The following is an 11,988-nucleotide window of genomic DNA, read 5'->3' on the forward strand; positions in this document are numbered from 1 at the left end:
ACCATGGCCAAGGAAGCCGTCCGCGTTCGCCGTCGCGAGCGCAAGAATATCACGTCGGGCGTTGCGCACGTCAATTCGACCTTCAACAACACGATGATCACCATCACCGACGCACAGGGCAACGCCATTGCCTGGTCGTCCGCTGGTGCCAAGGGCTTCAAGGGTTCGCGCAAGTCGACTCCGTTCGCTGCTCAGATCGCTGCTGAAGACTGCGCCAAGAAGGCCCAGGAACATGGCATGAAGTCGCTGGAAGTCGAAGTTTGCGGTCCGGGCTCCGGCCGTGAATCTGCTCTGCGCGCGCTCCAGGCTGCCGGTTTCATGATCACGTCCATCCGCGACGTGACCCCGATCCCGCACAATGGTTGCCGCCCGCGCAAGAAGCGCCGCGTCTGATCATCGCCACTCACGGCACCAGCCGGCGCATTTGTGTCCGGCTCGGTGCTTCTCAAGCTCGGTTGTCACGATTGGATGGTGGCAACGAACGGAAGGCAAGAACATGATTCAGAAAAACTGGCAGGAACTGATCAAGCCGAACAAGGTCGAGTTCTCCTCGGGCGGTCGCACCAAGGCGACGCTCGTGGCTGAACCGCTGGAACGTGGCTTCGGTCTCACCCTCGGCAACGCGCTGCGTCGCGTTCTGCTGTCCTCTTTGCGCGGCGCCGCTGTGACGGCCGTGCAGATCGACGGCGTGCTGCATGAGTTCTCCTCTATCCCGGGTGTTCGGGAAGACGTGACGGACATCGTGCTGAACATCAAGGAAATCGCCATCAAGATGGACGGCGATGACAGCAAGCGCATGGTCGTCCGCAAGCAGGGCCCAGGCGTGGTAACGGCTGGCGACATCCAGACGGTCGGCGATATCGAAATCCTCAACCCCGAGCATGTCATCTGCACGCTCGACGAGGGCGCCGAAATCCGCATGGAGTTCACCGTCAACAACGGCAAGGGCTATGTGCCCGCCGAGCGCAATCGTGCGGAAGATGCTCCGATCGGCCTCATCCCGGTCGACAGCCTCTATTCGCCGGTCAAGAAGGTGTCCTACAAGGTTGAAAACACCCGCGAAGGACAGGTTCTCGACTACGACAAGCTGAGCATGTCGATCGAAACCGATGGCTCGATCACCGGTGAAGATGCCGTCGCTTTTGCGGCTCGCATCCTCCAGGATCAGCTTGGCGTCTTCGTCAACTTCGACGAGCCGCAGAAGGAAGCCGAAGAAGAAGCAGTCACCGAACTTGCTTTCAACCCGGCGCTCCTCAAGAAGGTGGACGAACTGGAACTGTCTGTTCGCTCGGCAAACTGCCTGAAGAACGACAACATCGTCTATATCGGCGACCTCATTCAGAAGACCGAAGCAGAAATGCTCCGCACGCCGAATTTTGGTCGCAAGTCGCTGAACGAAATCAAGGAAGTTCTCGCTTCCATGGGCCTGCATCTCGGCATGGAAGTGCCGGCATGGCCGCCGGAGAACATCGAAGATCTCGCCAAGCGTTACGAAGACCAATACTAACCAATCAAACTGCGGGCGAATGTCTGCAAGTGAAGGAGAATAGCCATGCGCCACGGTAAAGCCGGCCGCAAGCTGAATAGAACCGCTAGCCACCGTAAGGCGATGTTCGCCAACATGGCGGCTTCGCTCATTACCCATGAGCAGATCGTCACCACGCTCCCGAAGGCGAAGGAAATTCGTCCGATCGTCGAGAAGCTGGTCACCCTCGGCAAGCGCGGCGACCTGCACGCTCGTCGTCAGGCCATCTCGCAGATCCGCGACGCAGCCGTCGTTTCGAAGCTGTTCGACACGATCGCTTCGCGCTACGCCACCCGCAACGGCGGCTATCTGCGCATCATGAAGGCTGGCTTCCGCCAGGGCGACAACGCCGCTCTCGCAGTCGTCGAATTCGTCGATCGCGACACGCTCGCCAAGGGCGCAGCCGACAAGGCTCGCGTTGCTGCTGAAGAAGAAGCTGCAGCCGCTTAATCGGCTCGCTTCGAATATAGAATTAAGAGGCCGGATGAGTGATCATCCGGCCTTTTGTCGTTTACGGTCCACCACGGTCCGCCGGGGCGGACTTTTATGCCCCAGATCGCTATGGAATAGCGGCGCTGCATTGCTGCGTCGCGTGCTGGCCTGTGCGCATTTGTCAGTGAGGATGCCGATGGACACGCAGGGAAAAAAGACACGCGAAAGGGTATTTTTGTTCTCGGCACTGCTGCTGACCATAATCAGCGGCCTGGCGCTTCGGCGATATGGCTATGCGATGCATCTGACCTTTGTCGCCGTCAAATATGGCGGCTCGCTATTGTGGGGAGCGATGGTCTATTGGCTCCTGGCGATAATCTTCGTTTCGGCAGGTCGTTTCAGGATCGCCTCGGTGGCGCTTATCTTGGCTGTGTTGGTTGAGCTATTCAGGCTTTGGCATATGCCGGCGCTGGACGCATTTCGATTGACCACCGCCGGAGCTTTGTTGCTGGGTCGAGTCTTTTCGCTCTGGAATATCCTGGCCTATGTCATCGGTATTGCGGTGGCGCTGGTACTTGATCGTGCGCTGCCAAGGCCTAAACCTTCGGTTTGAACGCTATTCAAAGATCGCGATCGCTTCAGGCGGCCCTGGAGCGGGAAACGGCTATCGGTTTCCGCGCTGCCCTGCGCTTCTCCATCATGATCGGCCGATACGACCGATAGAGGATCATGACGATCAGCAAGCCGATATAGATATATTGCTCCAGCGACAGCACTTTGGTCGACAGCGCGAAATGCAGCGCGCCGCAGGCGGCGATGATATAGACCAGCCGATGCAGCCAGATCCATGTCTTGCCAAGACGTTTGATCGAAAAATTGTTGGACGTCACGGCCAGCGCCAGCAGCATGACCAGCCCCGCCATGCCGAACATGATGAAGGGCCGCTTCAGCACATCGTCGATGACGGCCTGCACGTCGAGCGCCTGGTCGAGGATCATGTAAACGGCCAGGTGAAACAGCGCGTAGTAGAAGCAAAGCAGGCCGAGCGCTCTCCGGTAGCGTAGGTAGTTCCACCCAAAGAGATCGCGTGCCGGAGTGATGGCGAGCGTCAGAAGCAGAAAGCGGATTGCCCAGAGCCCGAGGAAGAGCTCGAAGGTCTTCACCGCATCGGCGCCGAGCTGATCCGTGGCGCCGAGATAGAATTCCCATGCGGCCGGTATCAGACCGATGACATAAAGCGCCCAGACGGAAGCCGGCTGCCAGCGTTTGGGCAGGGCGAGGGAAAGAGCCATCAGAAATTCGCCCTCAGGTCCATGCCGGCGTAGAGGCTTGCGACCTGATCGGCATAGCCGTTGAAGGGCAGGGTGGGGTGACGATTGGCGCCGAAGAAGCCGCCTTCGCCGATGCGGCGCTCGGTCGCCTGGCTCCAGCGCGGATGATCCACCGCCGGATTGACGTTGGCATAGAAGCCATATTCCTGGCCGTTGGTCGCTTGCCAAGTGTTTATTGGCTGCTTGTCGGTGAGGGTGATGCGCACGATCGACTTGATGCCCTTGAAGCCATATTTCCACGGCACGACAAGGCGGATCGGCGCGCCGTTCGCATTCGGCAATGTCTCGCCGTAGAGACCGACAGCCAAAAGTGTCAGCGGATTGCACGCTTCATCGAGCCGCAGGCCTTCGACATAGGGCCAGTTCAGCGACTGGAAAACGCCTGACTGCCCGGGCATCTCCTCCGGCCGTACGACCGTTTCGAAGGCGATGAATTTGGCACTGCCCAGCGGCTCGACCTTGTCGAGCAGGGCCGAGAGAGGAAAGCCGTCCCAGGGGATGACCATCGACCAGGCCTCGACGCAGCGCATGCGGTAGACGCGCTCTTCCGTCGGAAACTCCTTGATCAGCGCATCGATGTCGAATGTGCCGGGTTTGCCGACCATGCCATCGACCTTGACGGTCCAGGGCCGCGGCTTGAAGTTGCCCGAAAGCCTCGCCGGATCGGCCTTGTCGAGACCGAATTCATAGAAATTGTTGTAGGTGGTGACGTCCTTGAGCGGCGTCAGCTTCTCGTCGACCGTATAGTTGCTCTTGGTGGCGTTCAACGTAGCGGCAAAAGCGCTTTTGCCGCTGGCAATCGCAAGGCCGGCGCCGGCCGCAGCCGTCAGGAATTCCCGGCGCCTCAGATAGACCGAGCGCGGCGTGATCTCGGAAGAGGCGATCTTCGGCGGGCGATAGGACGGCATTACGATATTCCTTTCTACGATCGTAGAGATGATACGGCCTCTACGCGGGAGAAACATGATTTGTTACCGTCTTACGACGTTATTTCTTTTCAACGGAAACCAACTTTTTGTGTGCTTCCGTGATGGAATAAACAGCCCTTTGTGTTGTCTATGTCATTTCGCTGATGACTGAGCCAGAGACTAGCTTGCCCTTGCGGCGTACCGGATTCGGTCGAGTTGATAGTGACAGTCCGGCTCGATTGGATTAGGACATTTCCAAAAAGCAGGAATGTCGGCGCTCCTTTCGGCGCAAAGCCTCTGGCCGGCCGGCGCCTCACAATTTCCAAGACGACGAGGAAGACACGATGCCAGCTTATCGTTCCAGAACCACGACCCACGGGCGCAACATGGCCGGTGCGCGCGGCCTTTGGCGCGCGACGGGCATGAAGGATAGCGATTTCGGCAAGCCCATCATTGCGGTGGTCAACTCCTTCACGCAGTTCGTGCCCGGCCATGTCCACCTCAAGGACCTCGGCCAGCTCGTGGCGCGCGAAATCGAAGCCGCCGGCGGCGTCGCCAAGGAGTTCAACACCATCGCCGTCGACGACGGTATCGCCATGGGCCATGACGGCATGCTCTATTCGCTGCCGTCGCGCGAGCTGATTGCCGACAGCGTCGAATATATGGTCAATGCCCATTGCGCCGATGCCATGGTCTGCATCTCCAATTGCGACAAGATCACCCCCGGCATGCTGATGGCCTCACTGCGCCTGAACATCCCGACGGTCTTCGTTTCCGGCGGCCCTATGGAAGCCGGCAAGGTCGTCCTGCACGGCAAGAAGCATGCGCTCGATCTCGTCGACGCCATGGTTGCCGCGGCCGACGACAAGATCAGCGATGAAGACGTTCAGGTTATCGAGCGTTCGGCCTGTCCGACCTGCGGCTCCTGCTCGGGCATGTTCACGGCCAATTCGATGAACTGCCTGACCGAGGCTCTCGGCTTGTCGCTGCCGGGCAACGGCTCGACGCTTGCCACGCATGGCGACCGCAAGCGCCTCTTCGTCGAAGCCGGCCATCTGATCGTCGATCTCGCCCGCCGCTATTACGAGCAGGAGGACGCATCCGTCCTGCCGCGTTCCATCGCTTCGAAGCAGGCTTTCGAGAACGCTATGGCGCTCGACATTGCCATGGGCGGCTCCACCAACACGGTTCTGCACATTCTCGCGGCCGCGCATGAAGGCGAAGTCGATTTCACCATGGCCGACATCGACGCCCTGTCGCGTCGCGTGCCCTGCCTGTCGAAGGTCGCACCCGCCAAGAGCGACGTACATATGGAAGATGTGCATCGCGCCGGCGGCATCATGTCGATCCTCGGCGAACTCGACAAGGGTGGCCTGATCAACCGCGATTGCCCGACCGTTCACGCCGAAACCCTCGGCGATGCCATCGACCGCTGGGACATCACCCGCACCAACAGCGAAAGCGTGCGGGAGTTCTTCCGCGCAGCACCGGGCGGCATTCCGACCCAGGTTGCTTTCAGCCAGAACGCACGTTGGGAAGAACTCGACACCGACCGTCAGAATGGTGTTATCCGCTCTATGGAACATCCCTTCTCCAAGGATGGCGGTCTCGCTGTTCTCAAGGGCAATCTCGCGCTCGATGGCTGCATCGTGAAGACGGCCGGCGTCGATGAATCGATCCTGAAATTCTCTGGCCCGGCCCGGGTCTTCGAAAGCCAGGACGCATCCGTCAAGGCGATCCTCAGCAATGAGATCAAGGCCGGCGACGTCGTCGTTATCCGCTATGAAGGCCCGAAGGGCGGCCCGGGCATGCAGGAAATGCTCTACCCGACCAGCTATCTGAAGTCGAAGGGCCTCGGCAAAGCCTGCGCGCTGATCACCGACGGCCGCTTCTCCGGCGGCACTTCGGGCCTCTCCATCGGCCACGTTTCGCCTGAAGCCGCCAATGGTGGCATGATCGGCCTGGTGCGTGAAGGCGACATGATCGACATCGACATCCCGAATCGCACCATCAGCCTGCGCGTCGACGAAAAGGAACTCGCTGCCCGCCGCGAAGCGCAGAACGCTAAGGGCTGGCACCCGGCAGAACAGCGCAAGCGCAACGTTACGACGGCGCTGAAGGCCTATGCGGCCTTCGCGACCAGTGCTGACCGTGGCGCAGTTAGGGATTTGGGCGGGAAGTAATCAAGCCCTTCGCTCCGTCCTGAGCTTGTCGAAGGGGCGGGGAGGAGGTGGGCTGGGACAATTGAGCACAGCGAAATTGTCCCAAGTCGGATGAGGGCCTTCTCGAAATCAGCCGCGACGGCAGAGTTTGCCGGACCGCGGTAGCCCCTTACCGTAGCCCTCTCCTCGTTTACACGGGGCGAGGAGACGACAGAGCAAGAGGCCCGCTAAAGCGGCCGATTGATCCGCTTATACGTCTCATCCAGCGCTTTCAGCCGTTCGTCATAAGCTCCCTTGATGCAAGCGGCATCGGCACCACATGCCTGCCGCTTCTTCAGCCAGGCCGTCTGCTCGTCTTGCAGCGTGCCGCGTGAGCCCATTGCGAGCAGGCCGGAGAGCAGGTCGAAGGTCGTCACCATCTTCACGTCGGCATCGTTGAGCGCTCTATTATCGCAGATCGTCTTCTCGTCCGGTTGAAGGGTCTGCGAATTGCAATTGAAGCTCGCGGCCTCCGACGTGTTGGCCGTCGCTAGGGAGGTAACGAGAAAGACTGCCGCAAGGCTGGTTGATCGCATGATTTTGCTCCATCTGCCGGTTTCCGAAACGAAATGCGCAATCACGCGTTTTTGTTCATCATACCTGTTCTTCCCGCGCGTGGACCACCAATTATACTTCATGCTTCCGCCCTCTTTTCTTTCTAGCGTCGGACGCTACAACGTTGTTTCAAGAGCATTAAAGAAGGAAAATTCCATGCAGGTCCTGCTGAAGCGCACCGCCATTTCGATGATCGCCGTCATCATGACGATGCCGCTTTCTGCCGAGGCGCAGACTGCCAAGTCCGTGCCGCAGAGCCAGATGCAAATGCAGCTTTCGTTCGCACCGCTGGTCAAGCAGACGGCCGGCGCTGTGGTCAATGTCTATGCAGAGCGGCAGGTACAGCAACGGTCGCCTTTTGCCGGCGATCCCTTCTTCGAACAGTTCTTCGGTCAGCGCATGCCGAATCGCACCGAGAAGCAGGCCTCGCTAGGCTCCGGTGTCATCGTCGAGGCGAACGGCACCGTCATCACCAACAACCACGTCATCGATGGCGCTGATGATATCAAGATCGCGCTGTCTGATGGCCGCGAGTTTCCCTGTGATGTCGTCCTGAAGGATGATCGGGTCGATCTCGCTGTCCTGAAGATCCAATCAAAGAGTCAGAGCTTCCCCGCCCTGCCAATCGGCAATTCCGATGCCGTCGAAGTGGGCGATCTCGTGCTGGCAATCGGCAACCCCTTTGGCGTCGGCCAGACGGTGACGAGCGGCATCGTGTCGGCGCTGGCGCGCAACCAGGTGAAGAACGAGGTCGGCTTCTTCATCCAGACCGATGCCTCGATCAATCCCGGCAATTCCGGTGGCGCTCTGATGAACATGACGGGCGAACTGATTGGCCTCAACACGGCCATCTTTTCCCAGGGCGGTGGCTCGAATGGCATCGGCTTTGCCATCCCCGCCAATCTGGTCAAGGTTTTTCTCGCTGCCGCCGATCGCGGCGACAAGACCTTCGATCGCCCCTATATCGGCGCTTCCTTTGAACCGGTCACGTCTGATGTTGCCGAAGCGCTCGGGCTCGACAAGGTGCGCGGTGCGCTTGTGACAAAGGTGGTCGAAGGCGGGCCTGCGGCGAAGGCTGGCCTGAAGGTTGGTGAGGTCGTCACGGCCGTCAACAATATCCCCGTCGAACATCCGGATGCGCTTGGTTACCGTCTGACGACCGCCGGCCTCGGTGCGACCGTTGATTTGACCGTTCTGGACAACGGCAAGGAACAGCACGACAGCATGACGCTTGCTGCGGCGCCGGAATCCACGCCGCGGGAGGAAAAGCTGATCCAGGGCAACAATCCCTTCTCGGGTGCGACCGTCGCCAACCTGTCGCCGCGCGTCGCCGATGAATTGCATCTGCCGCCGGATGCGAACGGCGTCGTGGTCGAGAATCTGAAGGCGGATTCGCCGGCCGAGCGCCTTGGTTTTGCGCCGAAGGATATCGTCGTTTCCGTCAACGGCGTCGCGATCACCTCGACGGACGTGCTGCAGCAGGCCGTTACCGGCAATCCGAGCTTCTGGCGCGTCGAAATCGAGCGTGACGGCCAACGCATCCGGCAGTTCTTCCGATGAGCGATGATCTGTTTGCACCACGGATACCGGAGGAGGTCGCCAAGAGGCGGCCTCTCGCCGACCGTCTGCGGCCGCAAACCTTGGCAGATGTCACCGGTCAGCCACATCTGACCGGCGAGGACGGAGCGCTGCGGCGGATGATCGACTCCGGCTCGCTCGGCTCCATGATCTTCTGGGGGCCGCCCGGCACCGGCAAGACGACGGTAGCACGGCTGCTGTCGGGCGAGGCGGGTTTGGCCTTCGAGCAAATCTCGGCAATCTTCTCCGGCGTCGCCGACCTGAAGAAGGTGTTTGAAGCCGCACGCCTGCGTCGCATGGATGGCCGCCAAACGCTGCTTTTCGTTGATGAGATCCATCGCTTCAACCGCGCCCAGCAGGATAGCTTCCTGCCGGTCATGGAGGATGGCACTGTCATCCTGGTCGGTGCGACCACCGAGAATCCGTCTTTCGAGCTCAACGCCGCTCTCCTGTCCCGCGCGCGCGTCCTGACCTTTCGCGCGCATGACGAGGAAAGCCTGGAAGAACTGCTGCGTCGCGCTGAGCAGGCGGAAGGCCGGCCGCTGCCATTGACCGAGGATGCCCGCGCCAGCCTGATCCGCATGGCCGATGGCGATGGCCGCTCTGTGCTGACGCTTGCCGAAGAAGTCTGGCGTGCCGCGCGCAAGGACGAGCTTTTCGATCCCGACGCGTTGGTCAAGATCGTGCAGCGCCGGGCGCCGGTCTACGACAAGGCGCAGGACGGCCATTACAATCTGATCTCGGCTCTGCATAAGTCCGTGCGCGGCTCCGACCCCGATGCGGCGCTCTACTATCTCGCCCGCATGTTCGACGCCGGCGAAGACCCGCTTTATCTCGGAAGGCGGCTGGTGCGCATGGCGGTGGAGGATATCGGTCTTGCCGATCCGCAGGCGCTGGTCATCTGCAACGCCGCCAAGGATGCCTATGATTATCTGGGGTCACCGGAAGGTGAATTGGCGCTAGCCGAGGCCTGCGTCTATCTCGCCACCGCCCCGAAATCGAACGCCGTCTACACCGCCTTCAAGGCCGCCACGCAGGCCGCCAAGCAGAACGGCTCATTGCTGCCGCCCAAACATATCCTCAATGCACCGACGAAGCTGATGCGCACGGAGGGATATGGCGACGGCTACCGCTACGATCACGACGAACCCGATGCCTTTTCGGGCCAGAATTATTTTCCGGAGAAGATGGGCCGCCAGATCTTCTACGATCCGCCGGAGCGTGGGTTCGAGCGCGAAATCCGCAAGCGGCTGGACTGGTGGGCGAAGCTGCGCAAGGAGCGCGGTGAACAATAGGATAGACGTCACCTGGCGGTGACGTTTTCCGCTGCCTTCTGTATGCGCGGCGCCGAGGCCTTGTCGATCATCTTCACGCTCGATTCCGCCAACCCGTTATGGCCCTCCATGTCCACGACCAGATGCCAATGGCCCGTCTCCGGAATGGACAGCCGGATCGGCGATTTCTTGGCGACGCCGCCGAGGAACTGATGCTTCAGAGTTTCCGTAAAGCGCTCGAAATTCGAGCTGTTCATCAACCGGACATTGGCGATGGCCGACAGCGTGATCTCGATCACGGTGCCGGCACGTTGCTCGCCTAGATCGTAATGGCTGTAACGGAAGGCAGGCTTTGACATTGCTCTTTTACTCTGGTGACACCCGGCCGTTATTTTAAGCAAGTGCCGGTTAAGGAAGCGTTGGACCGGGTGCCGTGAGGCGATCGAAGCCTGTTTCGAATTGCTACGATGTAGGTTTGGGGATAATCGCCAAACCATCGAGCTCGAACATCCATCCCTGCGGAGTGTGTATATATCGGCTGGATTATAGTTGCATTCCTTCGTCGCGAAATGCAGTGCCGCGGCCGTTGTTAGGGGAGGCGACAGCTCGTAGATTGAAACGACTTCTTGGAGATTGGAAACATGACGCTCAAGCGGATGGACAACGTAGGAATCGTCGTCGAAGACCTCGAAGGGACGATTGATTTCTTTCGCGAACTCGGCCTCGAACTGGAAGGTCGGGCCACGATCGAAGGAGAATGGGCCGGACGTGTCACTGGACTGGGCGATCAGCGTGTCGAGATTGCCATGATGCGCACGCCAGACGGCCACAGCAGGATCGAGCTCTCCCGCTTCCTCACGCCCCCTGTCGTCGCAGATCACCGGAATGCCCCGGTCAACGCCCTGGGATATCTCCGCGTCATGTTCGCCGTGGACGACCTCGACGGGACGCTTGAAAGGCTCCGTACGCGCGGCGCGCAGCTTGTAGGTGAAGTCGTGCAGTATAAAGACGCGTATCAGCTCTGCTACATTCGTGGGCCTGAAGGGCTTCTAATCGGACTCGCCCAAGAACTTAGCCGAGCGCAATAGAAGTAGGGGTGATCGTGCTTCGCTCCCTTGCCGAGGGCGCCTTTGGCTGCGGGGACAGGCTTATCCCGCCGCCCGCAAGTTCTCCCGGTCCAACTGCGTCACCAGCGTCAGGATTGTCGCTGAGGTCGGTGTCGGGACACCGGTGAGCTTGCCGAGCGAGACGACCATGCCGACCAGCGGCGTGATTTCCAGCGGCTTGCCGGCCAGCAGATCCTGCAGCATCGAGGTGCGTACCGGGCCGATCCGGCGGGAGCGCTCGAGGCGTTCGTCGACGGAAATCGCCAGACGCGCGCCCAAGGCTTCCGCAACGACTCTCACCTCGTTCATCACCTGGCCGACCATGGCAGAAAGGGCAGGGTTGTTCATGATGTCGGACATCAGCGCCCGTGTGAGAGCGCTGATCGGATTGAAGGCGGCATTGCCCATCAGCTTGCTCCAGATCTCGTCGCGAATGCGTGGTGAGATTGAGACATTGATACTGGCCTGCTTCAGGAGAGCCGCGATCGTTTCGATGTCGCCGGTTACTTCGCCGGAGGGTTCCCCGAGGACGAAATGGCCGTTGTTGCTGAGCCTGATCTCGCCGGGATTGATAACCTCGGCGCCCTGATAGGCGACGCAACCGATAACGCGCTCAGGCCCGATCAGTCGCCAAAGATTGCCGTTCGGATCGAGCTCTTCCATCTGGCGTTCGGCGTGGCCGCTTTGCTCATCCCGATGGAAATACCACCAGGGTATGCCGTTCAGAACCATCACGACACGCGTCCGGTCATGCAGGAGCTTAGCGATGCCGGGCGCTGCCGCATCGAGCTGATGGCCCTTGAGCCCTGTGATTATCAAGTCCTGCGGCGGGAGCTCCGCCGCATTGTCGGTTGCGGTCACCTGCGCCACGAGCGGACTGTCCGCTTGAGCCTCCCAGACCTGCAAGCCACCCGCGCGGATGCCTCCCAAATGCTCGCCGCGCGCCACGACTGAAACGGTCGCCCGCTCTCTCAATCCCAAAGCCAGTTTCGCCGCAATTGTGCCGCCGAGCGCGCCTGCGCCGTAGATGCAGATGGTTCTGAGCGAAAGGGGTGCCATATCCTTGATCTCCGGGTCT

Annotated in this window: 13 protein-coding genes; 8 read left to right on the forward strand and 5 right to left on the reverse strand. The window is 60.2% G+C overall.

Annotation, left to right across the window (positions count from 1 at the left end):
• Window positions 1-3 precede the first annotated feature (3 nt).
• The 4 genes from rpsK (at window position 4) to QA646_RS05300 (ending at window position 2,570) form a co-directional block, all read left to right on the forward strand.
• Window positions 4-393, forward strand: a complete 390-nt coding sequence (gene rpsK / locus QA646_RS05285) for a 30S ribosomal protein S11 (RefSeq protein WP_004118426.1) — start codon at window positions 4-6, stop codon at window positions 391-393.
• A gap of 103 nt (window positions 394-496) precedes the next feature.
• Window positions 497-1,507 (forward strand): DNA-directed RNA polymerase subunit alpha, encoded by a 1,011-nt coding sequence (locus QA646_RS05290; RefSeq protein WP_283057985.1) that lies wholly within the window; start codon window positions 497-499, stop codon window positions 1,505-1,507.
• Between the two features lie 45 nt (window positions 1,508-1,552).
• Entirely contained in the window at window positions 1,553-1,975 is a 423-nt protein-coding gene (gene rplQ / locus QA646_RS05295) for a 50S ribosomal protein L17 (protein WP_107107815.1), read from the forward strand.
• Between the two features lie 172 nt (window positions 1,976-2,147).
• Window positions 2,148-2,570, forward strand: a complete 423-nt coding sequence (locus QA646_RS05300; RefSeq protein WP_283058976.1) for a DUF2809 domain-containing protein — start codon at window positions 2,148-2,150, stop codon at window positions 2,568-2,570.
• A 25-nt stretch (window positions 2,571-2,595) separates the two neighbouring features.
• Here QA646_RS05300 and msrQ read toward each other — a convergent pair whose 3' ends face one another.
• Both msrQ and msrP read right to left on the reverse strand, forming a co-directional pair.
• Complete coding sequence (gene msrQ, locus QA646_RS05305) at window positions 2,596-3,252, reverse strand: protein-methionine-sulfoxide reductase heme-binding subunit MsrQ (RefSeq protein WP_283058977.1); 657 nt, start codon at window positions 3,250-3,252, stop codon at window positions 2,596-2,598.
• Window positions 3,249-4,196 (reverse strand): protein-methionine-sulfoxide reductase catalytic subunit MsrP, encoded by a 948-nt coding sequence (msrP, locus tag QA646_RS05310; protein ID WP_283057986.1) that lies wholly within the window; start codon window positions 4,194-4,196, stop codon window positions 3,249-3,251. Before msrP ends, msrQ begins: the two co-directional genes overlap by 4 nt.
• A 344-nt stretch (window positions 4,197-4,540) precedes the next feature.
• On the opposite strand from msrP, the gene ilvD reads away from it, so the two are divergent.
• A complete protein-coding gene (gene ilvD / locus QA646_RS05315) occupies window positions 4,541-6,379 on the forward strand; it encodes a dihydroxy-acid dehydratase (RefSeq protein WP_283057987.1) in 1,839 nt (612 codons plus the stop codon).
• 206 nt (window positions 6,380-6,585) lie between these two features.
• Here ilvD and QA646_RS05320 read toward each other — a convergent pair whose 3' ends face one another.
• The gene (locus tag QA646_RS05320) at window positions 6,586-6,933 is read right to left on the reverse strand and encodes a lysozyme inhibitor LprI family protein (RefSeq protein ID WP_283057988.1); all 348 of its coding nucleotides are present in this window, start codon (window positions 6,931-6,933) and stop codon (window positions 6,586-6,588) included.
• 175 nt (window positions 6,934-7,108) lie between these two features.
• Here QA646_RS05320 and QA646_RS05325 point away from each other — a divergent pair, with 175 nt between their 5' ends.
• Entirely contained in the window at window positions 7,109-8,512 is a 1,404-nt protein-coding gene (locus QA646_RS05325; RefSeq protein ID WP_283057989.1) for a DegQ family serine endoprotease, read from the forward strand.
• On the forward strand, window positions 8,509-9,825 hold the full coding sequence (locus tag QA646_RS05330; RefSeq protein ID WP_283057990.1) for a replication-associated recombination protein A: 1,317 nt from the start codon (window positions 8,509-8,511) through the stop codon (window positions 9,823-9,825). The genes QA646_RS05325 and QA646_RS05330 overlap by 4 nt, the downstream gene beginning before the upstream one ends.
• Before the next feature lie 8 nt (window positions 9,826-9,833).
• Here the strand turns inward: QA646_RS05330 and QA646_RS05335 are convergent, their stop codons facing one another.
• Window positions 9,834-10,163 carry a DUF1883 domain-containing protein gene (locus QA646_RS05335; RefSeq protein WP_283057991.1) on the reverse strand — a complete coding sequence of 110 codons (330 nt, stop codon included), beginning with the start codon at window positions 10,161-10,163 and terminating at the stop codon, window positions 9,834-9,836.
• Window positions 10,164-10,445: 282 nt separating this feature from the next.
• On the opposite strand from QA646_RS05335, the gene QA646_RS05340 reads away from it, so the two are divergent.
• On the forward strand, window positions 10,446-10,892 hold the full coding sequence (locus QA646_RS05340; RefSeq protein ID WP_283057992.1) for a VOC family protein: 447 nt from the start codon (window positions 10,446-10,448) through the stop codon (window positions 10,890-10,892).
• A 60-nt stretch (window positions 10,893-10,952) separates the two neighbouring features.
• On the opposite strand, the gene QA646_RS05345 is transcribed toward QA646_RS05340, so the two are convergent.
• Window positions 10,953-11,969, reverse strand: coding sequence for a 2-dehydropantoate 2-reductase (locus QA646_RS05345; RefSeq protein ID WP_283057993.1), 1,017 nt, complete (start codon window positions 11,967-11,969; stop codon window positions 10,953-10,955).
• Window positions 11,970-11,988: the final 19 nt, after the last annotated feature.

It is taken from the genome of Rhizobium sp. CB3090 (assembly GCF_029714285.1).
In the GTDB taxonomy this organism is placed as follows: Bacteria; Pseudomonadota; Alphaproteobacteria; order Rhizobiales; family Rhizobiaceae; genus Rhizobium.